The sequence below is a fragment of the Sphingomonas sp. ACRSK genome, assembly GCF_022346685.1.
GTDB lineage: Bacteria > Pseudomonadota > Alphaproteobacteria > Sphingomonadales > Sphingomonadaceae > Sphingomonas > Sphingomonas molluscorum.
In genome coordinates this window covers 41,015-67,120 of the sequence record NZ_JAKRNR010000013.1, presented here as the reverse complement: position 1 = coordinate 67,120, position 26,106 = coordinate 41,015, and the positions used below count along the sequence as shown (strand labels likewise).

At 67.1% G+C, this 26,106-nt stretch carries 19 protein-coding genes; 7 read left to right on the top strand and 12 right to left on the bottom strand.

All coding sequences use genetic code 11. The annotated features are described in order from the left end of the window. Positions 1-107 precede the first annotated feature (107 nt). Complete coding sequence (locus MHZ35_RS09085) at positions 108-1,193, bottom strand: LacI family DNA-binding transcriptional regulator (RefSeq protein WP_239435309.1); 1,086 nt, start codon at positions 1,191-1,193, stop codon at positions 108-110. A 188-nt stretch (positions 1,194-1,381) separates the two neighbouring features. Here MHZ35_RS09085 and MHZ35_RS09080 point away from each other — a divergent pair, with 188 nt between their 5' ends. The 4 genes from MHZ35_RS09080 (at position 1,382) to MHZ35_RS09065 (ending at position 6,570) form a co-directional block, all read left to right on the top strand. Further along, a complete protein-coding gene (locus MHZ35_RS09080) occupies positions 1,382-2,488 on the top strand; it encodes a glycoside hydrolase family 43 protein (RefSeq protein ID WP_239435308.1) in 1,107 nt (368 codons plus the stop codon). Between the two features lie 7 nt (positions 2,489-2,495). Then, a complete protein-coding gene (gene xylB, locus MHZ35_RS09075; RefSeq protein ID WP_239435307.1) occupies positions 2,496-3,938 on the top strand; it encodes a xylulokinase in 1,443 nt (480 codons plus the stop codon). Further along, complete coding sequence (gene xylA / locus MHZ35_RS09070) at positions 3,935-5,245, top strand: xylose isomerase (RefSeq protein WP_446741038.1); 1,311 nt, start codon at positions 3,935-3,937, stop codon at positions 5,243-5,245. The genes xylB and xylA overlap by 4 nt, the downstream gene beginning before the upstream one ends. Positions 5,246-5,463: 218 nt before the next feature. Next, complete coding sequence (locus tag MHZ35_RS09065) at positions 5,464-6,570, top strand: Gfo/Idh/MocA family protein (RefSeq protein ID WP_239435305.1); 1,107 nt, start codon at positions 5,464-5,466, stop codon at positions 6,568-6,570. Between the two features lie 138 nt (positions 6,571-6,708). On the opposite strand, the gene MHZ35_RS09060 is transcribed toward MHZ35_RS09065, so the two are convergent. The 5 genes from MHZ35_RS09060 to MHZ35_RS09040 form a co-directional block, all read right to left on the bottom strand. Then, positions 6,709-9,927: a TonB-dependent receptor gene (locus MHZ35_RS09060; RefSeq protein ID WP_239435304.1), complete on the bottom strand. Its 3,219-nt coding sequence runs from the start codon at positions 9,925-9,927 to the stop codon at positions 6,709-6,711. Between the two features lie 181 nt (positions 9,928-10,108). After that, on the bottom strand, positions 10,109-11,740 hold the full coding sequence (locus MHZ35_RS09055) for a GH35 family beta-galactosidase (protein ID WP_239435303.1): 1,632 nt from the start codon (positions 11,738-11,740) through the stop codon (positions 10,109-10,111). A 38-nt stretch (positions 11,741-11,778) separates the two neighbouring features. Continuing rightward, positions 11,779-13,095, bottom strand: coding sequence for an MFS transporter (locus MHZ35_RS09050; protein WP_446741037.1), 1,317 nt, complete (start codon positions 13,093-13,095; stop codon positions 11,779-11,781). A gap of 1 nt (position 13,096) precedes the next feature. Further along, positions 13,097-14,308 carry a D-mannonate dehydratase ManD gene (gene manD / locus MHZ35_RS09045; RefSeq protein WP_239435302.1) on the bottom strand — a complete coding sequence of 404 codons (1,212 nt, stop codon included), beginning with the start codon at positions 14,306-14,308 and terminating at the stop codon, positions 13,097-13,099. Between the two features lie 8 nt (positions 14,309-14,316). Further along, positions 14,317-14,598 (bottom strand): hypothetical protein, encoded by a 282-nt coding sequence (locus MHZ35_RS09040; protein ID WP_239435301.1) that lies wholly within the window; start codon positions 14,596-14,598, stop codon positions 14,317-14,319. Between the two features lie 112 nt (positions 14,599-14,710). Between MHZ35_RS09040 and MHZ35_RS09035 the strand changes: the two genes are divergently transcribed. The 3 genes from MHZ35_RS09035 (at position 14,711) to MHZ35_RS09025 (ending at position 20,026) form a co-directional block, all read left to right on the top strand. Then, positions 14,711-16,810 carry an alpha-glucuronidase family glycosyl hydrolase gene (locus MHZ35_RS09035; protein WP_239435300.1) on the top strand — a complete coding sequence of 700 codons (2,100 nt, stop codon included), beginning with the start codon at positions 14,711-14,713 and terminating at the stop codon, positions 16,808-16,810. A gap of 34 nt (positions 16,811-16,844) precedes the next feature. Further along, positions 16,845-18,077: an SGNH/GDSL hydrolase family protein gene (locus MHZ35_RS09030; RefSeq protein ID WP_239435299.1), complete on the top strand. Its 1,233-nt coding sequence runs from the start codon at positions 16,845-16,847 to the stop codon at positions 18,075-18,077. A gap of 98 nt (positions 18,078-18,175) precedes the next feature. After that, entirely contained in the window at positions 18,176-20,026 is a 1,851-nt protein-coding gene (locus MHZ35_RS09025) for a M1 family metallopeptidase (RefSeq protein WP_239435298.1), read from the top strand. Between the two features lie 43 nt (positions 20,027-20,069). Here the strand turns inward: MHZ35_RS09025 and mnhG are convergent, their stop codons facing one another. Genes mnhG through MHZ35_RS08995 form a run of 6 tightly spaced genes read right to left on the bottom strand, consistent with a single transcriptional unit; the run spans position 20,070 to position 26,079 of the window. Continuing rightward, positions 20,070-20,447, bottom strand: coding sequence for a monovalent cation/H(+) antiporter subunit G (gene mnhG / locus MHZ35_RS09020; protein ID WP_239435297.1), 378 nt, complete (start codon positions 20,445-20,447; stop codon positions 20,070-20,072). Next, the gene (locus MHZ35_RS09015) at positions 20,444-20,725 is read right to left on the bottom strand and encodes a K+/H+ antiporter subunit F (protein ID WP_239435296.1); all 282 of its coding nucleotides are present in this window, start codon (positions 20,723-20,725) and stop codon (positions 20,444-20,446) included. Before MHZ35_RS09015 ends, mnhG begins: the two co-directional genes overlap by 4 nt. Further along, positions 20,722-21,210: a Na+/H+ antiporter subunit E gene (locus tag MHZ35_RS09010; protein WP_239435295.1), complete on the bottom strand. Its 489-nt coding sequence runs from the start codon at positions 21,208-21,210 to the stop codon at positions 20,722-20,724. The genes MHZ35_RS09015 and MHZ35_RS09010 overlap by 4 nt, the downstream gene beginning before the upstream one ends. Continuing rightward, positions 21,207-22,817, bottom strand: coding sequence for a monovalent cation/H+ antiporter subunit D (locus tag MHZ35_RS09005; protein WP_239435294.1), 1,611 nt, complete (start codon positions 22,815-22,817; stop codon positions 21,207-21,209). Before MHZ35_RS09005 ends, MHZ35_RS09010 begins: the two co-directional genes overlap by 4 nt. Then, a complete protein-coding gene (locus MHZ35_RS09000; protein ID WP_239435293.1) occupies positions 22,814-23,152 on the bottom strand; it encodes a Na+/H+ antiporter subunit C in 339 nt (112 codons plus the stop codon). Before MHZ35_RS09000 ends, MHZ35_RS09005 begins: the two co-directional genes overlap by 4 nt. Then, positions 23,152-26,079: a monovalent cation/H+ antiporter subunit A gene (locus MHZ35_RS08995; protein WP_239435292.1), complete on the bottom strand. Its 2,928-nt coding sequence runs from the start codon at positions 26,077-26,079 to the stop codon at positions 23,152-23,154. Before MHZ35_RS08995 ends, MHZ35_RS09000 begins: the two co-directional genes overlap by 1 nt. Positions 26,080-26,106 lie beyond the last annotated feature (27 nt).

Below are 26,106 nucleotides of genomic sequence, written 5' to 3'. Positions count from 1 at the left end.
CCGGATTGATCGTTTGTGCGGCTTCTTGCTCCCTGCGGCTGGTCGCGCGAGGTGGCCAACTGCCCGTCCGCCTTAACCTGTTATCGCTATCAAGTTGCCGGCCGCCGTCAAGCGCCGAGCGCGCGTGGCCGGCGACGCGGCGGCGCGTCCGATTGACGGCGGATCAGCGTGTAATCGAGAACCTGCTGCTCTGCGGCGCCGTCCAGCCGCTTCTGCTGGCGCAGGGTGGCAACAAGCAGTTCCACCGCGGCGCGAGCCATATTGGCGATCGGCTGGTGGATGGTCGTCAGTTCCGGCCAGATCGCGGTCGCCAATGTGGTGTCGTCGAAGCCGCAGACGGTAAGGTCACCCGGCACGTCGAGCCCACGGCGATGCGCGATCGCGACCGTCGCTGCCGCCATGTCGTCGTTCGATGAAAAGATTGCGGTGGGCGGCTCCGGCAGGTCCAGCAATTGCTCGGCCGCATCCAGCCCCGAGCGGTAGGTGAACAGCCCGTCGACGATCAGGGCCGGATCCTCGGCCATACCGACAGCGGCCAGCGCTTCCCGGAAACCTTCGAGCCGCTGCGCACTGGCGGACAGGTTGGGGTTGCCGGCGATGAACCCGATGCGGCGATGCCCCAGGTCCATGATGTGCCGGGTCATCATCGCCGCGGCCTCGCGATCGTCGATGCGGATCGCCAGCTGGTTTTCTGCGGGCAGCCCGGTCGCGACGGCGACCGTCGGGATCCGCGCCGATCGAAGCAGCGAGAGCAGCGCCGGCGCCTCGCACAACGGAGGCGGCAGGATGATGCCGTCGATGCCGCCGCGCACCAGATGCTGGGCGACCTCGAGTTCATGTTCGCCGAGTTCGCACCGCTCCACGACGATCTGGACGTCGCTGCGGCTCGCCTGGTCCAGGCTGCCCAGCAGGAACTCGCTCAGGAAGCCCGCGCTCGGGTTGCTGTACAGCAGGCCGATCCGGACCTGCCCCGCCCCGGCCAGGCTGCGGGCGGCCCGATTGGGCGCATAGTTGAGTTCCGAGATGGCCGCGTTGACGGCGTCCCGCGTCGCCGGCCGGACATTCGCCTCGCCGTTGATGACGCGAGACACCGTCATCGGAGACACTCCGGCTCGGCGGGCGACGTCGCTGATGGTGGGGGCCGAACCCGCGCGGCGGGAAGAACGTGTCGGTGCGGCGGAGATCGGGTCCATGGGGCGGTTGGCGCATTCCAGGTTCGAGACCGCGCAGGCATGAACGCAAGCGGCAGGATGGGCAAGAGCGACGCACGTGTGCAATCTCCTTGCAGGCGCTGAAATCCCGCAATATGGTAGCGCTATCTAGGTTGCGTCAGCGGCCCGAGGCCTCGCAAGAAGGTCCGAAAAGAGGAAGGAGAGCCTGAATGCGCCTGCGCCTACAACTCTGTCTGGCGACCGCCGCCATTGCCGCTACGGCAACGCTGGCCGGCGCGCAGACCCACACCGCGGCTCAGCACGCGACGCATGCCGAAGCGCGCAGCCCGGAGGGGCGCCGGTACGTGGCGCAGCCGCTAGTGACCGACAAGTTCTTCGCCGATCCATCGGCGCATGTCTTCAACGGCAAGCTCTACGTCTATCCCAGCCATGACGTCGATGCGGGTATTCCCAACGACGACCTTGGCAATCAATATGCCATGCACGACTATCATGTGCTGAGCATGGATCGCGTCGGCGGCCCGGTGACGGTCCATCCGGTCGCGATCGACGTGAAGGATATTCCCTGGGCCTCCAAGCAGACCTGGGCGCCGGACGCTGCGTACAAGAACGGCACCTATTACCTCTACATGCCGGCCCGCGACAAACAGGGGGTCTTCCGCATCGGTGTCGCCACGTCCAAGTCGCCGACCGGACCCTTCAAGGCCGAGAAGGAGCCGATCCGCGGCAGCTACTCGATCGACCCGGCCGTGTTCACCGACACGGACGGCGCGAGCTACATGTATTTCGGCGGGATCTGGGGCGGCCAGCTCCAGCGCTGGACCAACGGCCGCTATGATCCGAACGGCGGCGACACCGACCTGAAGCAGGACGACAAGCCAGCGATCGCGCCCAAGATCGCGCGCATGTCCGCGGACATGAAGCAGTTCGCCGAAGCACCGCGCGACGTGATCATCACGGACGAGGCGGGCAAGCCGGTCCTGGGCGGCGACCACGACCGGCGCTTCTTCGAGGCGGCGTGGACGTTCAAGCGCGGCGGCAAATACTACTTCACCTACTCCACGGGTGACACGCACTTCCTGAACTATGCGATCGGGGACTCGCCCTATGGGCCGTTCCGCTACACGGGACACATCCTGAAGCCGGTGCAGGGCTGGACGTCGCATCACTCGATCGTGGAGTTCCAGGGCCGCTGGTGGTTGTTCTACCACGACACCCAGCTATCCGATAAGAACCACCTGCGCTCGGCCAAGGTGACCGAACTGACCTTCAACACGGACGGCACGATCCAGCTGATCGATCCGTTCAAGGACTGATCGGCCCATGTTCCTCGGCATCGATATCGGCACCTCCGGCGTCAAGGCGGTGGTACTGGACGAGCACGGCGCAGTAGTCGGCCAGGGTACCGCCGCGCTCAGCGTGCAACGGCCCCAGCCGCTCTGGTCGGAGCAGGATCCGGACGCCTGGTGGCATGCCACCACGGCGGCGGTGCAGGCGATCGATCCTGCGGTGCGGCGGGCCGTGCGGGGCATCGGGCTCGCCGGCCAGATGCACGGCGCGACGGTCCTGGGCGCAGACGACACGCCGCTGCGGCCGGCGATCCTCTGGAACGATGGCCGCTCCTATGCGGAATGCGCGGAGCTCGAGGCAGCGGTCCTCGAGCTGCACGCGATCGCCGGCAACCTCGCGATGCCAGGGTTCACGGCACCCAAGCTCCAGTGGCTCCGCCACCACGAGTCCGCGGTCTTCGACCGCATCGCCACCGTGCTGCTGCCCAAGGACTATGTCCGGCTGAAGATGACCGGCGAAAAGGCTTCCGACATGTCGGACTCGGCGGGCACCCTGTGGCTCGACGTGGCCGGCCGGCGCTGGAGCGACACGCTGCTCGCGGCCACCGGCCTCACCGAGGCGCAAATGCCGCAGCTGGTGGAAGGGAGCGACATTGCCGGCCGGCTGCTCCCCGACATCGCCGCGTTGTGGGGCATGGCCGAGGTGCCGGTCGCCGGCGGCGGCGGCGACAATGCCGCCGGTGCTGCGGGGGTCGGTGCCGTGCGCGATGGCGACGCCCTGCTCTCGCTCGGCACGTCGGGCGTCATCTTCGTGGCGACGGACCAGTTTCGGCCGAATGTCGCCGGCGCAGTCCATGCCTTCTGCCACTGCCTGCCGGCCATGTGGCACCAGATGGCGGTCCACCTATCGGCTGCGGCCTGCATCGACTGGGTGGCGCGTCTGACCGGCGCCGCCGGTGCCGCCGACCTGTTCGCCCGCGCCGAACGCGCCGGGCCGGCGTCCGGGCCGGAGATCTTCCTCCCCTATCTCTCCGGTGAGCGGACGCCGCACAATGATGCGCAGGTGCGCGGTGCGTTCCTGCGGCTCGACCATGACACCAGCCCGGAACGGCTGGCGCAGGCGGTGCTGGAAGGCGTCGGCTTCGCACTAGCCGATGGCGTGCGCGTCCTCCGCGAAGCCGGAACCACCATCGATCGCCTGTCGGTGATCGGGGGTGGCGCTCGTTCCCGCTACTGGGGCGAGACGCTTGCGGCGGCGATGGACGTGACGCTTGTCTACTTGCAGGGCGGCGAAGTTGGGCCTGCCTTGGGTGCCGCCCGTCTCGCCCAGCTTGCCGTCGATGGCGGCACCGCCGCAGACGTGTGCCAGGCACCGCCCGTCGCCCACGTCATCGAACCAGATCCAGCGCTCGTCGAGCGCCTGGCCCCCAAGCGCGCCACCTTCCGCGACGCCTATCCCCGCATAAGGAACCTGTGATGGCCGAGTTCTTCGCCGACATTCCCCAGATCCGCTACGAGGGTCCCGATAGCGAGAACGAACTCGCCTATCGCTTCTACGACAAGAACCGCGTCGTGCTGGGCAAGACGATGGAGGAGCATCTGCGCTTCGCCGCGTGCTTCTGGCACACCTTCTGCTGGCCCGGCAGCGACGTGTTCGGTGGCGGCACCTTCAACCGCCCCTGGCACCGCGGTGCCAACGACAGCAACGCAGCGGCGCAGAAGCGCGAGGTGGCGTTCGACTTCTTCCAGAAGCTGGACGTGCCCTTCTACTGCTTCCACGACGTCGACGTGATGGCGGATGCCGCCAACGTCGCCGAACACCGCCGCTACTTCGCCGAAGCGGTTGATCACCTGGAAAAGCTGCAGGCGTCCTCCGGCCGCAAGCTGCTGTGGGGCACCGCCAACCTGTTCAGCCACCCGCGCTATGCAGCCGGCGGGGCGACCAACCCGGATCCGGAAGTGTTCGCGTTCGGCGCGATGCAGGTCCGCGACGCGCTGGAGGCGACCCATCGCCTCGGCGGCACCAACTATGTGCTGTGGGGCGGCCGCGAGGGCTACGAGACGTTGCTCAACACCGACCTGAAGCGCGAACTCGACAACCTCGGGCGCTTCCTGAACCTGGTGGTCGAGCACAAGCACAAGATCGGCTTCACCGGCACGATCCTGATCGAGCCGAAGCCGCACGAGCCGACCAAGCACCAGTACGACTTCGACACGGCGACCGTGTACGGCTTTCTGAAGCGCTATGGCCTGGAGAACGAGGTCCGCGTCAACATCGAGGCGAACCACGCCACGCTGTCGGGCCACACCTTCGAGCACGAGATCGCGACCGCAGGGGCGCTCGGTATCTTCGGCTCGATCGACGCCAACCGCGGCGACCCGCAGAACGGTTGGGACACGGATCAATTCCCGAACTCCGTCGAGGAAATGACGCTGGCGATGCTGGAGATCCTGCGCGCCGGGGGCTTCACCACCGGCGGCTTCAACTTCGACGCCAAGGTCCGCCGCCAGTCGATGGACGCCGCCGATCTCTTCTACGGCCACATCGGCGGGATCGACGTGGTGGCCAAGGGCCTGTTGAACGCCGCAGCCCTGATCGAGGACGGTCGCCTGGATGCGATCAAGGCGGAGCGCTACGCCGGCTGGACGGGCGCGTTCGGCGAAAAGATCGCCGACCTCGATCTGGCCGGCATCGCAGACCTGGCGGTCGAGCAGTCGATCGACCCGCAGCCGCGCTCGGGCCGCCAGGAGCGGATCGAGAACCTCATCAACCGCTTCATTTGACAAGGCCTTTCCCCGGGCGAGCGTGCGCTCGCCCGGAGGAGCCAATCGGCCACCGTGGGTTGGGGGCGCATGCCCCTTCCCCACGGCGGCAATGCTGCTAGCTTCGCCCCGAAGCCCCATCCGAGGACGCGCCACACCGCAACATTCGATAGTCGCCTAGCTTTGCGCTTGTGCGTGCGCCTTCCCGATCGATCGACCCGAACGCCAGGGAGCCTGCTATGGAAGTTGCACGACGTGATCTTATCCTATCGGCCGCCGCACTCGCCCTCAGTCCCCGCGCCTTCGCGGCCGAGCGCCCGAACCGCCCCCTGGGCTATGCGATCGTAGGGCTCGGCTACTACGGCCTGGGCGTCATCATCCCGCAGTTCGCCAATTGCGAGCACAGCCGCCTGGCCGCGGTCGTCAGCGGCGACCCCGCCAAAGCAAAGAAGGTGGCAGCCGAACACGGCCTGTCCCCGCGCTCCATCTACTCCTACGCGAACTTCGACCGGATCCGCGACAATCCGGATGTCGACGTCGTTTATGTCTGCCTGCCCAATTCGATGCACGCCGAATATACGATCCGCGCCGCCAAGGCGGGCAAGCACGTGATGTGCGAAAAGCCGATGGCCGTCTCCGTCGCGGAGTGCGAGGCGATGATCGCGGCCTGCAAGGCCGCCGACCGCAAGCTGATGATCGGCTATCGCTCCCATTTCGAGCCGTTCAACCTGGAGGCCATGCGGCTGGCACGCGCCGGTGAGGCAGGAAAGATCCGCTACGTTCGGTCCGAACACGGCTTTGTCCAGGGCGACCCATCGGCGTGGCGGCTGAAAAAGGCGATATCGGGCGGCGGCTCGCTGATGGACATGGGGATCTACAGCCTGCAGGCGGCGCGCTACATGACGGGCGAGGAACCCGTAGCGGTGACCGCGCGAGAGTCGACCGACCGCAAGGACCCGCGGTTCACCGAGGTCGAGGACATCCTCGACTGGACGCTCGAGTTCCCCTCGGGCGCGATCGGCAGCTGCCAGTCCATGTACAGCGCCAACCAGAATCACATCCTGCTGATGGGCGACAAGGGCCGGATCGAGCTGGAGCCGGCGACCCGCTACGACGGCCAGCGCATGTGGTTGGGCAAGGATGGACGCGAGCGCGAGGTGACGCCGCCGCCGGGCCCGGGCAAGACGCAGTTCGCCGGACAGCTCGACCATCTCGCCCAGTGTGTCCGCACCGGCCGTGAGCCCATCGTCTCGGGCGAAGAGGGGCTGCGCGACATGCGCATCGTCGAGGCCATCTATCGCTCCGCCCGCGAAGGACGGACCATCCGCCTCGACCGGCGTACCTGAGCAACCACGGGCGCTGGGCGGCCCGGTTGATCCGCTCCACCAGCGCCCCTCACTGCCCGCCAGACTGACCAACCCGCCACAAACGACAACGCCGCCCCAAGGGGCGGCGTTGCGCGTTCTTCGTGCGGATGGCGGCGCTTAGAAGCGTCCGCGCACGCCGACCAGGACGGTGCGGCCTGGATTATATTCGCTGAACGTGGCGTTCGGGAACTGGAAGTACGAGCTCTGTGCTTCCTTGTTGATGTTGATCACGTTCACCACGACGGTCGGCAGATAGTCGTTGCCGAGGATCTTGCCGAGATCGATGTTGCCCGAGAAATCGAGCTGACCGTAGTTGCGGCCGATGATCGCGGCATCCGGGATACCGTTCTGGTTCAAGCCCGAGTTCACCGAACCTTCGTTGTAGGTGTAGGTCAGGCGTGCCGACAGGCCGTTGCCTTCGTAGTAACCCGTTAGCGTGTAGGTGGTCGGCGAGACGCCCAGGGCGACCGGCGCAACGGTTCCCTCGCCGCGCTGATCGATCAGGGTCAGGTTGCCCTGCACACCGAAGCCTTCGACGCCGATCAGGCGGGTGGCGAAGTCGAGCGGCTGGGTGACCTGGAACTCGAGGCCGTTGACCTTGAGCTTGCCGTCAGCGTTCACCTGCTGCTGGATCTGGATCGGAACGTCCTCGGGCCGGATACCTGCCGGGGTGGCGCGATCGATCAGAGCCTGCTGCTGCGCCGCGGTGAGTGAAGCGAAGGTGATCCCGAAAGGCGCCAGCGTCGAGAACGGCACGGTGGTGAGGCCGTTGACCGTGAAGCCGGTGATCGACTTGCGGAATGCCGCAAACGCGATCACGCCCTCCCCACCCGTGTAATATTCGAAGCCGAGGTCGATGTTGTCCGAGATGTACGGGTCGAGCGCGTTGTTCCCGAGCGTGCCGACGTCCGCCGACGGCTGGACGAACGATGCGCCCGGCAGCAGCTGGTTGGGGTCCGGACGGGTCATCGTCCGGGAGATCGAGGCACGGGCCACCGCCTTGTCGCCGAAGCTGTAGGCGAGGCTGGCCGACGGCAGGAAGTTCGAATAGAGGCGCTGCGTCCGGGCAAAGTTCACGATCGTCGGATAGCAGGACCCATCGAGCTCGAACGTGGGGCTGACGCCCGGGCAGGTGACGCCGTCACGAACGTTCAGCGGGTTCGGAATCGTGGTCCGGCCGCCGACCCGCTGGTCGGTACGAACATAGCGGATGCCGCCGTTCAGGCGCAGCGTGTCGCCGTCGCGCACATCGAACACGCCGTTCATCTCGATGAACGTGCCGGTCACCTTTTCGCGGATCAGGCCGCCGTTGGCGCCGCTGCTGCCGGCACCGGTCTCCGTCGCCCCGGCAAGCAACTCGTCATAGTTGGTCGCATCCTTGAACCTGTTCCAGTCGACCGTGACGAAGCCGGCGCCGGTGGGCATGAGGAAGCCCGGCACCGCCGCGGTCGGAACCAGCGAACCGCCATAGCTGAGCGGCGGCAGTCCGGTCGAGAAGCCGGTCCCGTAGGCCGGATAGGACGGATATCCCGGGGGCGTGGCCGTACCGGGCAGGTTGGCGCCGTCGCAGACCGGCTGACGGTTCGGACCGGGCAGGACGACATTGGGATTGTTGCCGCAAACCGCTGCCTGCCACGGGTTGGTGTTGTCGAACGGCGTGATCCGCCGGCTGGTGTCGTCATAGGCCGCGCCTACACGGACGCTGAACCGCGACTCGTCGCCGAACAACAGGCTGCCGCGGACGCCCTTGGTCTCGGTCTCGCGCTCTTCGCCATTGAGGTTCAGGCGGCCGCCACCGGCCCAGCCGAAGCTGGCCGGATTATTCAGGTCGATGTTGGGCGAGATATCCGGGATGCCGCCGTCGTTGGTGTAGTCCACCGTCACGCCGCTGTTGGGTGGCGTGATGACGAGAACGGTCGGGCTTTCCCGACGGAAGGTGCTCTTCGTATAGTTCGCCTGCAGGTCGCCCTTGATGAAGTCGTTGATGACGAACTCCATACCCGGGTTGACGCCCCAGTAATCCTGACGGTCCTTGTACGGGCGGAATTCGAGGAAGAACTGCGAATTGGCGTAAGTACCGCTGGTGACGGTGCAGCCGTCAGAACAGTCGGACTTGTCGTAGGTGGTGTTGAGCGGGATGGCGGCGCCATTGCGGACCGCCCAATTCATTGCCGAACGCTGGAAGTCGGTGTCCCGCTTGGCGTACATGCCATCGACATAGAAGTGCAGCGCATCGCTCGGCCGCCATTCCACGGACACCAGGCCATTGTAGCGGGTGCGTTCCCCGATCTCGGTACGCGGGCGGCCAAGACGCGGCAGCAGGCCGTTGTCGAGCTGCTCGATCGTGGCGCCCGGGTTGTTGGCGAGGAGAAACGCCTGGTCGATCACCGTGCCGGGGGTCAGGCCGTTGCCGGCGTTGACCGGAACGGTGCCGGGGATGGTCCAGTTGCCGCCGCCGGTGTTGTTGCGGGTCGGGCTGCTGCTCTGCGCGGCGGTCAGGTTCGGGTTGGTCCAGCCGATCGTCTCAAAGCCGTCGACCCGGAAGCGGTTCTTGACCGCCGCGCCGCCGACCAGGATGCCGAAGTCGCCGAACGTGGCGCTCGCCAGGACGTGCCCACGATAGCCCCACTTGTCGGCCGAGCTCACCTTCGAACCCTGGAGGCCGTAGCTGATATAAGGCTTGGGATTGTCGAAGGGCCGAGCCGAGCGCAGGTTCACGGTACCGGCAGCACCGCCTTCGATCTGGCTAGCCGTGGGCGACTTGCTGACGGTCAGCTGGGTGAACAGCTCGGTCGGGATCAGGTCGAGATCGACCTCGCGGTTGGTGCTCTGCGCATCGAACCGCACGGACGCGATGGCAACCGGTGCACCGTTCAGCAGCACGCGGGTGAAGTTGGTGCCCAGGCCGCGGATCGCGACGTTGGCGCCTTCGCCAGTGACTTCCCGGCTGATGGTCACGCCCGGGATGCGGTTCACCGACTCCGCGATGTTGGTGTCCGGGAACTTGCCGATATCCTCGGCGAAGATCGTGTCGGTGAAGCCGATCGAGTTGCGCTTGGCGTTGGTCTGGCTCTGCAGGGATGCGCGGTAGCCGGTGACGACGATGTCTTCATTGCCGGTGGCAGAAGGGTCCGCCGGTGCCTGCGCCGCGTCGTCGATCGCAGTCGGCTGGGTTTGCCCGGCACCGTCCTGGGTCGGGGCGCCTGCTTCCGTGGCGGCGCTGCTCGAGGAAGAGGCGGTGGGCTCTCCCTGCGTCTGGGCCATTGCAGGCCAGGCGACGGTGGTAAGCAAAAGCGCGGCAAAGCCGCTCGCGCGGCGAATCGGTACAGTCCGCATGGGTTCCTCTCCCTGTGAAGCCGGGGCGTGGACCGCCCTCGTTTCTGGATGTGTTATGCTTTACTGGTAGCGCTACCCAGCGCAAGCACGTTTTTACACGACATTGCTGTCGATGTTCGCATTGCCTCCCGGTGTCACCTTGCCGACACGGCGGCCTCTTGGGCCAGTCGCCGGAGGTACGTCACCGGTAGCGGTACAAACGTACTCTCTGGATCCCCCATTGCCCCGCCGGCAGCCGGATGTGGCGCCCCTGGTGCGTCTGATCGCCGTTCAGCAGGCGTCCCGCCGCCCACTGGCCGGCGGCGTTGAACACGCCCTCTTCCGCGCGCTCGATCCCGGCAAGTGACGGCCCCTCCCCCGCACCGGCGAACGTGACCGTGATCCCCTGCCCCGCGATCAGATACTCATCCGCTCCGATCTGGATCACCATGCCGCCGTAGCCGGCGGTCTCCGGGGTCATGGCAGGCCGCTCGATGTCCGCGAAGGCCACGGTGAAGCGGTAATTGCCCATCCGCCGGACCTGCGGCTCGTAATCGAGCGAATCGTCATAACGCTGCCGCGGCTTGAAGCCGGCGATCCGGTCGCTGCCCTGCGCCTGCAGGATGTACGGCTGGAGCTGTCGCAGCACGCCGTACGCCGCGCCGAGTTGACCCGGCGCATCGTCCACGGAGTCGATCGAGAACGGCCCGAAGCCGATCGCATCCCGCTCGCCAAAAGCATAGAAGGCGTTGGCCGGCACGATCGGATTGTCGGCGTTGTGGGCCTCCGGCACGAACAGCGGATTGTCGGGCCGGTGATAGCGATCGACGATCTGGGTGAAGTTCGAGAAATAAATGTCGGGCGCGAGCAGGTCGATCGAGGGCGCCCCGGCCTTCCACACGTCGATCAGGTGCGGCAACGGGCCGCCGCTCGGATATTGTCCGGGAGCGCGCCCCGGCCGGTTGAGCGCGACGTTCACGTACATCGGCAGCGCATAGGCCGCCTTTCCCGCGCGGGCGAGCGCATCGGCGAAGCGGGCATAGTGCCACGCGGTGAATACCTCCGCCGCCGCATCGCCGTCGCCGAACAGTTCTGTCCAGCTGCCCTGGGTGCGGGCACCGCGCTCCAGCCACATCGCCTTCATCTCCGGCACCAGCGTATCGCGGTGCTGGACGAGATAGGTGGTGAGCTCCGCCGGCACCGGCTGCGCGAAGGCTGCATTGGCAGCGGGGGAATAGTCCCGCGCCACCGGGAGCATGCCGATCTCGTTCTCCACCTGCACCATCACGACGGTGTTTCGGTCGCCGTCCACCGCCTTCAGGTGCGCAAGCATCGCCGAATAGGCGCGGGCATCCGCTCGGATCATCTCCTCGCCAAAGGTCGACAGGATCTCCACCGACTGCCCGTTGGGCAGACCCGCCCGCGGGAAGCGCGCCTGATCGCGCTTCACCCACCCGGGCACATAGGTGGACATGGAATTCTTGTAGGCGCCGAACCAGAGCAGCACGAGCTTCAGGTCGTTGGCGCGTGCCTCGCGGATCATGGAGTCGAGGCTGGACCAGTCGAACCGCCCCTCGACCGGCTCGATCAGCTCCCAGGACACCGGCGCGAGCACCGTGTTGAGGTTCATCGCGCGCAGCTTGGCCCAGTGCGGCGCCATATAAGTCGCGCTGGAGGCCGCCGAGTTGCTCAGTTCCCCCGCGATCAGGAGCATCGGCTTGCCGCCGACGACAAGCTGGGTCGCCTCGCCATTGCGCTCGAGGCGCGGCGTCTCGGCCAGAACGGGCGTGGCGATGAGGAGCGTTGCACCCAGGCTTGCAGCGATATGCTTCACGTCAGTTCCCTTGTTCGGTCGGCGACGGCGGAGAAGGCTCATTGCGCGATCTTCACGTCGCGGTAGCGCGGGTTGAGGAGGTGGAAGACCAGCAGCGCGACCAGGTACGCGACGCCGCAGGCGACGAAGAACGGGCCGTAGCTGCCGACCTTGTCGAGCAGCGCGCCCAGCGTCTTGGAGGCCAGGAAGCCGCCGACCGCGCCCGCAAAGCCGCCCACGCCGATCAACGTTCCCTGGGCATAGCGGGGGAACTGGTCCCCCGGCAGCGCGAACAAGTTGGTCGAGAAGCCCTGGTGCGCCGCGCAGGCGAGGCCGATCAGCGCGACGGCGATCCAGATGCTGCTGGCCTGTGCCGCAAACATCACCGGCAGGGCGAACAGCGCACACACGAACATCGCGCGCTTGCGGGCACTTCCCGCGGAGGCTCCCCGCTTCAGCTGGCGCGACGAGTACCAGCCGCCGGCCACCGCACCCAGGTCCGCCAGGATGTAGATCGCCACCAACGGCGGGCCGAAGCTCTTGAGGTCATAGCCGTAGCGGGTGTGGAAGAAGTCGGGCAGCCAGAAGAGGAACGTCCACCACACCGGATCGATCAGGAAGCGGCCGGCCATGTACGCCCAGGCTTCGCGATGACGCAGCACGGACAGGAAGCCTGCACGACCGTTGTCGTCCGCCGGCTCCGCCTCGATCCAGGCGCGCTCCTCGGTCGTGATGCGCGGATGGCGGCCCGGCGGATGATAGAGGCGCCACCAGGCGACGAGCCAGACGATGTTGAAGAGGCCCGTGACGATGAACGCCCAGCGCCAATCGAGGATCAGGTCGGCGACGATGAAGCCGACCAGCAACGGGGTCACCACCGCGCCCACGTTCGCGCCGGCATTGAAGATGCCGATCGCGAGCGCGCGTTCCTTCTTGGGGAACCACTGCGAGGCGGCGGCGAGCGCGGAGGGATATGTCCCCGCCTCGCCGAACGCGAGCGGGATGCGGGCGACGACGAAGCCGGCGGTGGAGGTGACCAGTGTCTGCGCGAAATGGCCGACGGTCCAGCTGCCCATCGCCAGCAGATAGCCCCACCGCGGGCCTACCCGGTCGATCAGCCAGCCGAACAGCAGGAAGCCGACGCCATAGAAGACCTGGAAGTAGCCGGTGATGTCGGCATAGCCGGAGTTGGTCCAGCCGTAGAGGCCCTGCAACTGCGGCTTCAGCACGCCCAGCACCAGCCGGTCGATGTAGCTGAGCACCACGGCGGTGAAGAGGAGGCCGCAGATCACCCAGCGGATGCGCCCGCGCGGCGGCCGCACCGCATGCGCGGCGGTTTCCGGCGCCTGTGCGGCGGCCTGGGTGAACTCGCTCACCTCACCAGCTCCACAAGGTTCCGTCCTCCAGCCGGTTCACCGGCAGGAAGGCGCGCTTGTACGCGTGGGTGCTCGCCAGTTCCTCGTCGATGTCGACGCCCAGGCCTGGCTGGTCGCCCGGATGCATCAGCCCGTCGACGAAGGAATAGGCGTGCGGGAACACCCGGTCGGTCTCCTCCGTGTGCGGCATGTGTTCCTGGATGCCGAAGTTCGGGATCGAGAGGCCGAAATGCAGCGCCGCGGCCATGCAGATGGGGCTGAGGTCGGTTGCGCCATGACTGCCGGTGCGGACCTGATACAGGTCGGCGAGCGCCGCGATCCGGCGCATGTGGGTGATGCCGCCGGCATGGACCACGGTCGACCGGATATAGTCGATCCACTGGTTCTCGATCAGCGTCTTGCAGTCCCAGATCGAATTGAAGATCTCGCCGACGGCAAGCGGCGCCGTGGTGTGCTGGCGGATCAGGCGGAAGGCGTCCTGGTTTTCGGCCGGAGTCGCATCTTCCAGCCAGAAGGGGCGATAGGGCTCCAGGTCGCGGCCGAGCCGCCCCGCCTCGATCGGGGTCAGGCGATGGTGGATGTCGTGCAGCAGGTGGACGTCCCAGCCGAGTTCCTCCCGCGCGACCCGGAACAGTTCGGGGACGACGCGCAGATATTTGGAGGTGGCCCAGATGCTCTCGCTCGGCAGGTCCGCGTCGGCGGGCTCATAGCGCTCGCCGTGCTTGGCGACGCCATAGGTGGAGGGCAGCCCAGGCACGCCGCATTGCAGGCGCACGGCCAGATACCCCGCGTCCATCGCCGCCCTGGCTGCCGCAATCGTATCGTCGATCGTCGTGCCGTTCGCATGGGCATAGACCATGCACCCCTCGCGAGCCGCACCGCCGAGCAATTGGTAGACGGGAAGCCCCGCGATCTTGCCCTTGATGTCCCACAGCGCCATGTCGACCGCCGCGATCGCGGTCATGGTGACGGGCCCGCGCCGCCAATACGCACCCTTGTAGAGATACTGCCAGATGTCCTCGATCTGGTGCGCCTCGCGCCCGATCAGGCAGGGCACCACATGATCGGCGAGATAGCTGGCGACCGCGAGTTCCCGGCCGTTCAGCGTGGCGTCGCCCACGCCGGTGGTGCCGTCGTCGCACTCGATCTTGAGGGTGACGAAGTTGCGCCCGGGGCTGGTGACGATGACGCGGGCTTTGACGATCTTGGGCATCGGGTTCCTCAGGCGATTTCGAGCACGACGGGCTGGAGGTCGCGGCCGTTCGAGCGGGTCAGGATATGCAATTGGCGGGTGCGACCGCCTCGCGCGTCCCATCCCACAGCCGGAATGTGTGTGGACTGCGAGTTGCGCAGTGTCGCGATCGGACGCGCGGCAGAGGAGACTCGATCGCAGTCATACTGCCGGGCGACCGCTTCGCCCGCGCGGCTATCGAGGATCGTAAACCCGTGGCGCGCGGACGGCTGGCGGTCGCTCTGCTCGGTCTTCCATTCTGCGCGCGTCACGATCCGCTCCCCGTTGCGGCCTCCGTCTTGCGCGGCTTGCCTGTTCAACTGATACCGTTACCATGGCCAGCGACGCGGCGGGCTGTCAACCGCCGCGCACCGGGAGAGAGTAATGAAGGCAATGAGGACGCTGGTGTGCGCCAGCGCCATCGCGGTCACGGCGGCCCTGCTGACAGCACCGGCTGCGGCGGAGGACGGTTACCGGCTCTGGCTCCAAACCCAGGCGCCGGCCGAAGGGCAGACCGCGATTTCTCGCCTTGGCGACACGCCCACGTTGCGGCTCGCCGAAGCCGAGCTTCGTCGTGATCTGCCCGCCGCTGCGAACCTGCCGGTCGTGGTAGCGCCCGCAAGCGACCCTTTGGTTTCGGCGCTCCGGCTGCCCGTCGCGGACCTGGGAAGTGAGGGCTATCTGGTCCGCCCCGCCTCCTTGGGCGGACGGCAGGTCTTGTTGGTCACGGGCAACACCGATCGAGGCGTGCTCTATGGCGCCTTCGCCCTGATCCGCCACGTCGCCAGCGGCGGACAGGTCGCAAACGCGACGCTTCGCTCGGCACCCAAGGTGAAGCTGCGTGTCCTCAACCATTGGGATAATCTCGATGGCACCGTGGAGCGGGGCTATTCCGGCGAGTCGTTGTGGGACTGGTGGAAGCTGCCGGACTATCGCGACCCGCGCTACACCGACTATGCCCGCGCCAATGCCTCGATCGGCATCAACGGCACGGTGCTGAACAACGTCAATGCCAAGGCCGACAGCCTCACCGCGCCGTATATCGCCAAGGCAGCGGCGCTGGCCGACGTGTTCCGCCCCTGGGGCATCCGGGTCTATCTCTCCGCCCGGTTCTCGGCACCGATCGAGATCGGCGGCCTGAAGACCGCGGACCCGCGAGACCCTGCCGTTGCGGCGTGGTGGAAGGCGAAGGCGGATGAGATCTACCGCGCCATTCCCGACTTCGGCGGCTTCCTCGTCAAGGCGAACAGCGAGGGGCAGCCGGGTCCGCGCGACTATGGCGCGAGCCATGCCGACGGCGCCAACATGCTCGCCGCGGCGGTGAAGCCGCATGGCGGCATCGTGATGTGGCGCGCCTTTGTCTACGCGGACACCGATCCCGAGGATCGCGCCAAGCAGGCCTATACCGAGTTCAAGCCATTGGACGGCAAGTTCGCCGACAATGTGATGGTGCAGGTGAAGAACGGCGCCATCGATTTCCAGCCGCGCGAGCCCTTCCATCCGCTGTTCGGCGCGATGCCCAAGACGCCGCTGATGATGGAGTTCCAGATCACCAAGGAGTACCTCGGCCAGGCGACCCACCTCGCCTATCTGGGGCCGCTCTTCACCGAGGTGCTGGAGGCGAAGACCGGGCGTGGCAAGGAGACGGTGGCGAGCGTCGTCGACGGCGAGAGCGAGCGCCACCAGCTGACCGGCATGGCCGGCGTCGCAAACATCGGCGATGATCGCGACTGGACCGGGGGCACGTTCAACCAGGCGAACTGGTACGCGTTCGGTCGGCTGGCATGGGACCCTTCCCTCGATGCGGCAGCGATCGCGCGCGAATGGGCGCAGCAGACTTTCGGCACGGATCCGCGAGTGGTTGCGCCGGTCGTCGACATGATGATGCGCTCGCGCGAAGCGGTGGTGGACTATACCGGCCCCTTGGGCCTCGCCCATGTCATGGCGACGGGACATCATTATGGGCCGGGGCCGTGGGTGAGCGAGTTGCAGCGGCCCGAGTGGAACCCCGTCTATTATCACCGCGCCGATCGCCAGGGGATCGGTTTCGACCGGACCCGGACCGGGAGCAACGCCGTCGCGCAATATGCGCCTGCGGTGGCAAAGCTCTATGCGAACCCGCGCACGACGCCCGAAAGCGAGCTGCTGTGGTTCCACCACCTCCCCTGGGACTATCGACTGAAAAGCGGCGAGACGCTGTGGGAGGGCATGGTGCGGCGGTACGACCGGGGCGTGGCCACCGTGGCAGCGATGCGCCGGGAGTGGGACGGACTGCGCACGCTCGTGGATGCCGAACGCTGGGAGAAAACGGCCGCTTTCCTTGCCATCCAGGAGCGCGAGGCACGCTGGTGGCGCGACGCGAGCCTTGCCTATTGGCAATCGGTGAACGGGCTACCGCTCCCCGCCGGGGCAGCGGCGCCCGAGCACGACCTCGCCTGGTACAAGGCGCAGAGCTTCCCCCACGCCCCCGGCAATCCGCATTGATGCGCCACCAACCCCGGCATTGAGGAACCACCCGATGGCAGCAGCTTGGAAGACGACGATTGCGGCCGCCGCCCTTCTTCTGGCGGGCGGCGGCGCGGACGCGCGCACCAGCGCCACCCGCTGGATCGCGAGCTGGGGCTCGGCACAGATGATCCCGGAGGGCGAAAACGCGCTGCCAGCGGATGCGGCAAATGCCGTCACCCTACGCCAGGTGGTCCGCCTATCGGCAGGCGGAGGCGAGATCCGCGTGCGGTTCTCCAACCGCTTCGGCACGCGTCCGCTGCCCATCGGCGCCGCGCATGTCGCCCGCGCGGCAAAGCCGGGGACGCCGCGGGTTGAAGGCGGCGTGGCGCTCACCTTCTCGGGTCACGCCGACGCCGTGATCCCGGCCGGGGCGGAAATCTATTCGGATCCGGTATCGCTGAACCTCGCCCCCGGCGCCGACCTCGCCATCAGCCTCTACCTGCCCGAGGCACCGGAACCGCAGACCGGCCATCCGGGCGCGCGCGCCACCAGCTTCCTCCTGACCGGCCAGCATGTCGCGGACGCGGACCTGCCCGGTGCGCGGCCGACCACCCGGTGGTACCTGATCGCCGACGTGGAGGTGGCGGCCGCATCGAACGTCGGCACCATAGTGGCGATCGGCGACTCCATCACGGACGGCTATGGTGTCGAGCCGGAACGGAACACCCGCTGGACCGACGTCTTCGCGCAACGGCTGCGGAGCGAAGCGCGGACACGGGGCATCGGCTTGGTCAACGCGGGAATCGGCGGCAACCGCATCCTCCTCGATGGGCTCGGCCCCAATCTGATGGCCCGCTTCGACCGGGACGTAATCGCCCGCAGCGGCGTCCGCTGGGCGATCGTCCTGGAGGGGATCAACGATCTCGGCACCCTCACCCGCGACGCCCCGGCGACCCCGGAGCAGCATCGCGCGCTGGTGCGGCAGATCACCGCCGCCTACCGCCAGCTCGCCGAGCGTGCGCACGCCCATGGCATCAAGCTGATCGGCGGAACGGTCATGCCGTTCGGGGGCAACAGCTATTATCATCCGGCGCCCGAACTCGAAGCGGCGCGACAGGAGATCAACCGCTTCATCCGCACCTCCGGCACGTTCGACGCGGTCATCGACTTCGACACGGTGATGCGCGACCCGGCCCAACCGGATCGGCTCGCCCCGGCGCTCGACTCCGGCGATCACCTCCACCCCTCCGAAGCGGGCTATCGGAAGATGGGCGAAGCGGTGCCGCTGGGCCTGTTCTCATAGGCGCACGCGCCAGCGGGCGGAGCGCAAAGTCGCGCCGGCCCTTGCGCGGGCGGCCGACAGCGGCGACACGTGTGCCTTCACCAGCATAGTGGATCCCCATGCGCCGCTTTCTTCTCGCCTCAGTCCTGCTCGCCGCGCCCGCCATGGCTGCGCCGGACGCGCCCTCGCCGATCCTGACGACGCCGGATGCCCGCGACGTGCTCACCTATGCGCGTCCGGAGATCGCGCGGGTGACGCATGTCGACCTCGACCTCGTCGCCGACTTTGCGAGCCGCACGATGCGGGGCACCGCGACCCTCGACATCCTGGCGCGCTCGGACGCGCGCGAAATCGTGCTGGACGACAAGGGGCTCGTCATCACCCGCATCACCGATGGCGCAAGCAAGCCCCTCAAATGGACGGTCGGCGCGGAGGACCCGTACAAGGGCGCGGCGCTGACCGTCGCGATCGGCAAGGCCCGCCGGATCGTCATCACCTATAGCTCGAGCCCCGACGCGCGGGCGCTCGGCTGGCTGCCGCCCGAGCTCACCGCCGGCAAGCGCAAGCCCTACCTGTTCAGCCAGGGGCAGGCGATCAACAACCGCAGCTGGATCCCCACGCAGGACAGCCCCGGCATTCGCCAGAGCTGGAGCGCGTCGATCACGGTGCCGGCCGATCTGGTGGCGGTGATGAGCGGGGAGCGGCTGACGCCCGAGGGCGAGGCTGCCGGCGAGGGCCAGCGCCGCTATCGCTTCCGCATGGACCGCAACGTCCCGCCGTACCTAATCGCGCTTGCGGTCGGCGACATCGGCTTCCGCGCCGTGGACACCCGCACCGGCGTCTTCACCGAGCCTACCGATCTCGACCGGACGGCATCCGAACTGTCCGACACCGGCAAGATGGTGACCACCGCGGAGGCCCTCTACGGCGCCTATCGCTGGGGCCGCTTCGACGTCCTCGTCCTCCCGCCCTCCTTCCCGTTCGGCGGCATGGAGAACCCCACCCTCACCTTCGCCACCCCGACGATCATCACCGGCGACAAGTCCAACGTGGACGTGATCGCCCATGAACTGGCGCACAGCTGGTCGGGCAACCTCGTCACCAACGCGACCTGGTCCGACAGCTGGCTCAACGAAGGGTTCACCACCTATTTCGAAAACCGCATCGACGAGGCGCTCTATGGCAAGGAGCGGGCAGCAACGCTCGCCGACCTGTCGTGGGACGACCTCGAGCGCGACCTGAAGGAGGCGAAGCCCGAACAGACCCGCCTGCACGGCGATCCGGAAGGCACCTTCGGGCAGCTCGACTATACCAAGGGGTCGACCTTCCTGCGGACGATCGAATACACGGTCGGGCGTGCGCGTTGGGACGCCTATCTGCGCTCCTACTTCGACCGGCACGCCTTCCAGCCGCAGACCAGCGCCAACTTCCTGAAGGACCTGCGCACCAACCTCATCCAAGGGGATCGCGCCCTGGAGGAGAAGCTGCAGCTCGACGCGTGGGTGTACCAGCCCGGCCTTCCGGCCAATGCGGTGCATGTGAAGTCGGCGACACTCGCGAAGATCGACCAGATGCTGGAGCGCGTGAATGGCGGCGCGCCATTCGCTTCGATCGATACGAGCCGCTGGTCGACGCAGGAGTGGCTCCGGTTCCTGAACGGCCTGCCCCGCCAGCAGAGCGCCGCACGCCTGGCCGAGCTCGATCAAGCGTTCCGGCTTTCCACGTCCACCAATGCCTATATCCGCTCTGCCTGGCTCGTGCTCGCGATCGGCAATCGCTACCAGCCGGCGATCGCCTCGGCCGAACAGTTCCTGCCAAGTGTCGGCCGCAACCTGCTGATCACGCCGGTCTATCGCGCGCTGAAGGCGCAGGGCGACTGGGGTATGCCGGTCGCACGCCGGATCTTCGATCGGGCACGCGCGGGTTATCACCCCGTGACGGCAGGAGCGATCGCGCAACTGCTGGGTTGAGGCAGCGGTTGGCGTCGGTTCTCCGACGCCAGCCGCCCGCAGGCTAGTCCTTCCCCGGCACCTCGCCGCCCTCGTCCTCCTTATCCCACGGGAGGCTCAAACGGCCCCCCGCCCGATCCCGGTACAAGGCCGAACGGGCGAGCAGCATGAACGCGACCGGGGCCGTGGAGGTCAGGAACAGCCCGATGACAATCTCGTGCACCGAAAGCCGGCCGCGCAGGACCGAGAAGCAGACGATGGAGGCGGCGACGATCAGCGCCATGCCCAGCGTGCTGCCGAGCGTCGGCGCATGGACCCGCTCGTAGAAGGTCCTGAGCCGCAGCAGGCCCAGCGAGCCCACGAGGGTCACCGCGGCGCCGGAGAGGACCAGCAGCGCGACGATGAGCGCCGCCCATCCGGGCAGATCGGGCGCCTGGATCATTCGATCACCTCGCCGCGCATCAGGAACTTGGCGAGGGCGACGGTTCCCACGAAGCCGAGCAGCGCGATGATCACCGCCGCCTCCAGATAGAGCGTCCGCCCCGTCTGGATGCCGAAGGTCAGCAACAGCAGCATGGCGTTGGTATAGAAGGTATCGAGCCCGAGCACGCGATCCTGCGCGCGCGGTCCCCACGCCATGCGCAGGAAGGCGCAGAACACCGCCAGTCCGAGCAGGATCTGCGCGGCGGTGATCGCGAGCGCGAGCGCCAGGGTCGTCATTGTTCGAACGCCTGGAGCAGGAGAACTTCGTAGCGGGACTTGATCAAGGTCGCCCACTCCTCTTCGTCGATGAGGTCCAGCACGTGGAGCAGCAGCGTGCGCTTCCGCTGGTCGTATTCGACCCACAGGGTGCCCGGCGTGGCGGTGAGGATCAGCGCGAGCAGCGCCAGCCCCCCGCGTTCGGTCAGTTTCAGCGGGATGCGTACGAACCCGGACACGCGGCCCTTCCGCGGGAACAGGATGATCGCCGCCACTGCCAGGTTCGAGCGCACTACGTCGATTGCGACCAGGGCACCGAGCTTCGCTAGCGGCGCCAGGCGAACACGCCGTCTGCGGGGCGGACGCAGCACCGCCATGGCGTGGCTACCGATCAGAGCCGCGCCGGAACCGAGCAGCAGTTGGCCGACCGAAAGGGACTGCGACAGCAGCAGCCATACCAGCAGCAACGCGAGGGCGAGCCCCGGATAGGGTAGCCACCGCCTCATCGGCCCGCCGCCTCCGGCCCGAGCACCGCCTCGACATAGCCGTGGCGGTCTCCCAGCGACTGGCTGGTCCGCTCCATGTACCGCATCGCAGGCCCGGCGAAGATCGTGAGGGCAAGGCAGATGCCAAGCAGCAGCCCCACCGGCAGCAGTTCCGTCACGCGCAAGGCCGGCTGGGGACGCTCGGAAGGAGCCCAGATGAGGTCGATGCCCGCGCGGGTCGTCGCGATCAACGTCGCGAGGCCGGAACCGACGATCAGGCCGATGAGCCACCAGACGGGCGCGCCGACCGTATCCCGCAGATCCAGCAGACCATTGATCATCGCGAACTTGGCGAGGAAGCCGGAGAGCGGCGGCAGCCCCGCGATCAGCAGCACGCAAAAGGCAAAGCCTCCGCCGAGGATCGCCACCGATGCCGGAATGACGACGCCGACCTCGCTCTCCTGCTCGATCGGCATCAGCCCGACGTACTCGTCGTCGAAGACGGGCTCGCCGCCCATGGCCGTCGCGGCATCCCGGCGCTCGACGAGTTCGATCAACAGGTAGAAGGCGGCGACGCCAAGGGTCGAACTCACGAGGTAGAAGAGCGCGCCAGCAAGGACCGAGCCCTCCCCCGCTCCCACCGCGGCCAGCAGCGTTCCGGCCGAGATGGTGAGTGAGCATCCGGCGATCCGCGACAATCTGCGCGCGGCGAGAAGGCCGATGATGCCGAACGCGATCGTGCACACGCCGCCGAAGAACAGCCATTGCTGGGCGGCGCCCGCAGTTCGGCTGATCTCTGCGCCGAAAAGGAGCAACGGTACCCGAAGCACCGCATAGACCCCGACCTTGCTCAGGATGGTGAAAAGCGCAGCGACCGGCGGCGCCGCCGCGGCATAGGTGCGCGGCAGCCAGAAGCCGAGCGGCCACATCCCCGCCTTGACCAGGAACGCGACGCTCAGGATCGCCATGCCGGCTTGCAGCATGGGCAGGTCCTGGTCGCTCACCGCGGCCACCTGCGACACCAGATGCGCCATGTTGAGCGTGCCGGTCACCCCATAGATGAGCGCCGCACCGATGAGGAAAAGCAGCGACGTCGCAACGTTGAGCGCCACATAATGCAGCGCTGCCTTGATGCGCGCCTTGCTCGACCCGTGCAGCAGCAGGCCGAAGGACGCCGCCAACAGCACCTCGAAGAAGACGAACAGGTTGAACAGGTCGCCTGTCAAAAAGGCGCCGTTGAGCCCCATCAGCTGGAACAGGAACAGGGTGTGGAAGCGAGGCCCGGCCTGGTCCCAGCGGGTCGCTGCATAGATCAACGCAGCTAGACCGACCACGCTTGTGAGCACCAGCATCAGCGCCGACAGCCAGTCCAGCACCAGCACGATGCCGAACGGGGCCGGCCAGTTGCCGATGCGATAGACGAGGGTTGCGGGATCGCCGGCAAACCCCGCCTGAGCCACGCGCGTGAGCAGCAGCACGGAGAGGAGCACGAGCGTCGCGGTGGTACCGAGCGCGATGCACCGCTTGGCCGTGCGACGCTTCTCCTTGAGCAGCAGCAAGGCCGCGCCGGCGACGAGCGGCAGCAGGATGGGAGCGATGATCAGGTGCCCAGCCCAACCGCCGCTCATTCGCCGTCGTTCCCGTCGACATGGTCGGTGCCGGTGATACCGCGCGATGCGAGCAACACGACCAGCAGCAAGGCGGTCATCGCGAAGGAGATCACGATCGCCGTCAGGACCAGCGCCTGAGGGAGCGGATCATCGTATCGCGACGCTTCCACCGCACCTGACCCCACGATCGGCGGTGCATCCACCTTGAGCCGCCCCATCGCATAGATGAACATGTTCACCGCATAGGAGACGAGCGACAGGCCCAGGATCACCTGGAAGGTTCGGGGCCGCAGGATCAGCCATACGCCGGACGCGGTGAGAACGCCGATGCCGAGGGCAAGAACCAGTTCCATCAGCGCTTCTCCACCCCCGTCTCCTCGCGGCCCCGCAGCGGGCGCACCGGCCTGCGGATCGACTGGTGTGCGATGGCGATCAGGATCAGCGCCGTCGCCCCCACGACGAGCAGGAACACCCCGAGGTCGAACAAAAGCGCGGTGGCCAAGGGGATTTTCCCGATCAGGGGCACCTCCAGGTAGTGGAACCAGGACGTGAGGAACGGATGGTCGAAGAGCAGTGCCGCAGCGCCGGTAGCAGCTGCGATCAACAAGCCGGCCGCGATCCAGTCGGTCGGGCGAACGCGCAGGCGCGCCTCCACACTGCGCGTTCCCGCCGCCATGTACTGGAGGATCAGCGCGATCGACATGGCGACGCCGGCCGCGAACCCGCCGCCGGGAAGGTCGTGCCCGCGCAGGAAGAGGTAAAGCGCCATCACGATGATGAAGGGGAAGACCCACTCCAAAATGATCCGCGGGACGACCAGGTAATCCGACACCGTATCGCCCGGCGCGCGCCCCGCATGCGCCTCGTCGAAGGCGTCCTGCAGGCGCTGCTGCTCGGGGTCGCGGACGCTCTCCCGGGCCGGCCGGAAGCGGCGCAGCAACGAGAACACCGTCAGCGCGACGATCGCCAGCACGGTAATCTCACCAAGCGTATCAAATGCCCGAAAATCCACCAGGATGACGTTGACGACGTTGCGACCCCCGCCCTCCGCATAGGACCGCTCCAGGAAAAAGCGGGAGATGGTGTTGGGAAGCGGACGGGTCATCATCGCATAGGCCAGGGCTGCGACGCCCGCACCCGCAGCGACCGCGATCAGGAGGTCGCTCCCCCGCCGCAGCACGACGCTCGCGGGCGTGCGCTTGCCAGGCCAGTTGTCCGGCAGCCGCTTGGGAAGCCAGCGCAGTCCCAGGAGGAGGAGCACCGTCGTCACCGTCTCCACGAGCAACTGGGTGAGGGCAAGGTCGGGAGCCGAGAGCCAGACGAAGCCGATGCAGCTGGCAAGCCCGGTCCCGGAGACCAGAACCACGGCGGCGAGCCGGTGATATTTCGCCTGCCAGGCTCCAGCCACGGCACAGGCGCTGCCGATCAGCCAGATCAGCGCGAAGCCGGGATCGATCAGGGTTCGCGGCTCCGTTCCCGGCGCATAGCCATGCCGTAGGAAGGGCAGCAGCGCCACGGCACAGGCGACCAGCACCATCAGCCGAAGCTGCGGCTGCAATTGGCGCGTTCCCAGCCAATCCTCCAGCCATCGCGCCCCAGAGACGAGCACGGAGAGGACCGCGTCGAACATGCGCCGGCCCCTCAGCCGTCCGAGCAGAGGAACCGCATCGGCGGCATTCAAAGCCCGCGCGAACACCAGATAAGCGGCCGTGCCGAGCACAAGCGCGATGACGCTCAGCAGCAGCGGTTTGCTGAACCCGTGCCAGATCGCGAGGCTGTATTCCGGCGTCCCTCCCCCCAGTGCCGCGCGAACCGCGACGTCGAGGAACGGGCCGATGGTGACGGCGGGCAAGATCCCGATGACGACGCAGGCAAGCACCAGGACCTCGATCGGCAGACGCATCCAGTGCGGTGCCTCATGCGGGCGCCGCTCCAGCTTCGTCGGTGGCGGACCAAAGAAACTCTGGTGGATGAAGCGCACGGAATAGAGCACGCTGAAGATCAAGCCGAGGGTGACGAGATACGGCAGCGCCTGGTCGAGGAGCGTTTCGTTGGTGTCCTCCAGCGCCTCTGCGAGCAGCATCTCCTTGGAGAGAAAGCCGTTGAGCAGCGGTACGCCCGCCATCGCCGCCGCGGCGACCATCGCCAGCGTCGCAGTGATCGGCATGAACCGATAGAGCCCGCTCAGCTTGCGAAGGTCGCGGGTGCCCGCCTCGTGATCGATGATGCCCGCCGCCATGAACAGCGACGCCTTGAACGCGGCGTGGTTGATCGTGTGGAAGATGGCAGCCACGGCAGCAAGCGGGCTGCCGATGCCCAGCAGCAGGGTGATGATGCCCAGGTGGCTGATGGTCGAGTAGGCCAGCAGCCCTTTGAGGTCCTGCTGGAAGATCGCCGCCCAGGCACCCAGGATCAGCGTGATCAGCCCCACGCTGGTGACGATCAGATACCACGCCTCGCTTCCGGCCAGCACGGGCCACAGCCGGATCAGCAGGAATATGCCTGCCTTCACCATCGTCGCCGAATGGAGGTAGGCCGAAACCGGCGTGGGCGCCGCCATTGCGTGGGGCAGCCAAAAGTGGAACGGGAACTGCGCGCTCTTGGTGAACGCGCCGATCAGGATGAGGATCAGCGCCGGCAGGTAGAGGCTGCTCGCGCGGATCCGGTCCCCGGAGGCGAGCACCGTATCGAGATCATAGCTCCCGACGATCTTTCCGATCAGGAGAACCCCGACGAGCAGGCACAGCCCGCCCGCTGCCGTGACGACCAGCGCCATGCGGGCCGCGCTGCGCGCGCTTTCGTTCTGGTGCCAATAGCCGATGAGGAGGAACGAGGTGAGGCTGGTCAGTTCCCAGAAAAAAGCCAGCTGCACGAGGTTCCCCGAAAGGACCAGCGCGAGCATCGAGCCCATGAAGGCGAGCAGGAACGAGAAGAAGCGCGGGACCGGATCTCGCGGAGACATGTAGTAGCGCGCATAGACTGTCACGAGAACGCCGATCGCGAGGACGAGCATCGCGAAGATCCAGGTGAGGCCGTCCAGGCGGAGGATGATGTCAAGCCCCAGCGAGGGCAGCCAGGAAACACCGGTATGGAGGCCGGTTCCATTCGCGACCTGCGGATAGAGCACCGCCATCAGCACCGTGCCCGCGAGCGCGACCGCTCCCGCGATCAACGCTGCAGCGTCGCGGCTTCGCGTCGGAAGCCCGGCAATCGCGAGACTGCCCACGAACGGCAGCAGCAGGACGAACCACAAGGTGACGCTCGACGTCGCGATAGACATTCTCCCTTTTTCCTCTCCGCAGGCGAC

Coding starts and splice junctions, on each gene's coding strand:
- manD (WP_239435302.1), bottom strand. CDS start 14,308: ATGCCCAAGATCGTCAAAGCCCGCGTCATCGTCACCAGCCCCGGGCGC.
- MHZ35_RS09025 (WP_239435298.1), top strand. CDS start 18,176: ATGCGCCGCTTTCTTCTCGCCTCAGTCCTGCTCGCCGCGCCCGCCATG.
- MHZ35_RS09010 (WP_239435295.1), bottom strand. CDS start 21,210: ATGAGGCGGTGGCTACCCTATCCGGGGCTCGCCCTCGCGTTGCTGCTG.
- MHZ35_RS09085 (WP_239435309.1), bottom strand. CDS start 1,193: ATGGACCCGATCTCCGCCGCACCGACACGTTCTTCCCGCCGCGCGGGT.
- MHZ35_RS09080 (WP_239435308.1), top strand. CDS start 1,382: ATGCGCCTGCGCCTACAACTCTGTCTGGCGACCGCCGCCATTGCCGCT.
- xylB (WP_239435307.1), top strand. CDS start 2,496: ATGTTCCTCGGCATCGATATCGGCACCTCCGGCGTCAAGGCGGTGGTA.
- mnhG (WP_239435297.1), bottom strand. CDS start 20,447: ATGATCCAGGCGCCCGATCTGCCCGGATGGGCGGCGCTCATCGTCGCG.
- MHZ35_RS09005 (WP_239435294.1), bottom strand. CDS start 22,817: ATGAGCGGCGGTTGGGCTGGGCACCTGATCATCGCTCCCATCCTGCTG.
- MHZ35_RS09065 (WP_239435305.1), top strand. CDS start 5,464: ATGGAAGTTGCACGACGTGATCTTATCCTATCGGCCGCCGCACTCGCC.
- MHZ35_RS09060 (WP_239435304.1), bottom strand. CDS start 9,927: ATGCGGACTGTACCGATTCGCCGCGCGAGCGGCTTTGCCGCGCTTTTG.
- MHZ35_RS09000 (WP_239435293.1), bottom strand. CDS start 23,152: ATGGAACTGGTTCTTGCCCTCGGCATCGGCGTTCTCACCGCGTCCGGC.
- MHZ35_RS09035 (WP_239435300.1), top strand. CDS start 14,711: ATGAAGGCAATGAGGACGCTGGTGTGCGCCAGCGCCATCGCGGTCACG.
- MHZ35_RS09015 (WP_239435296.1), bottom strand. CDS start 20,725: ATGACGACCCTGGCGCTCGCGCTCGCGATCACCGCCGCGCAGATCCTG.
- MHZ35_RS09030 (WP_239435299.1), top strand. CDS start 16,845: ATGGCAGCAGCTTGGAAGACGACGATTGCGGCCGCCGCCCTTCTTCTG.
- MHZ35_RS08995 (WP_239435292.1), bottom strand. CDS start 26,079: ATGTCTATCGCGACGTCGAGCGTCACCTTGTGGTTCGTCCTGCTGCTG.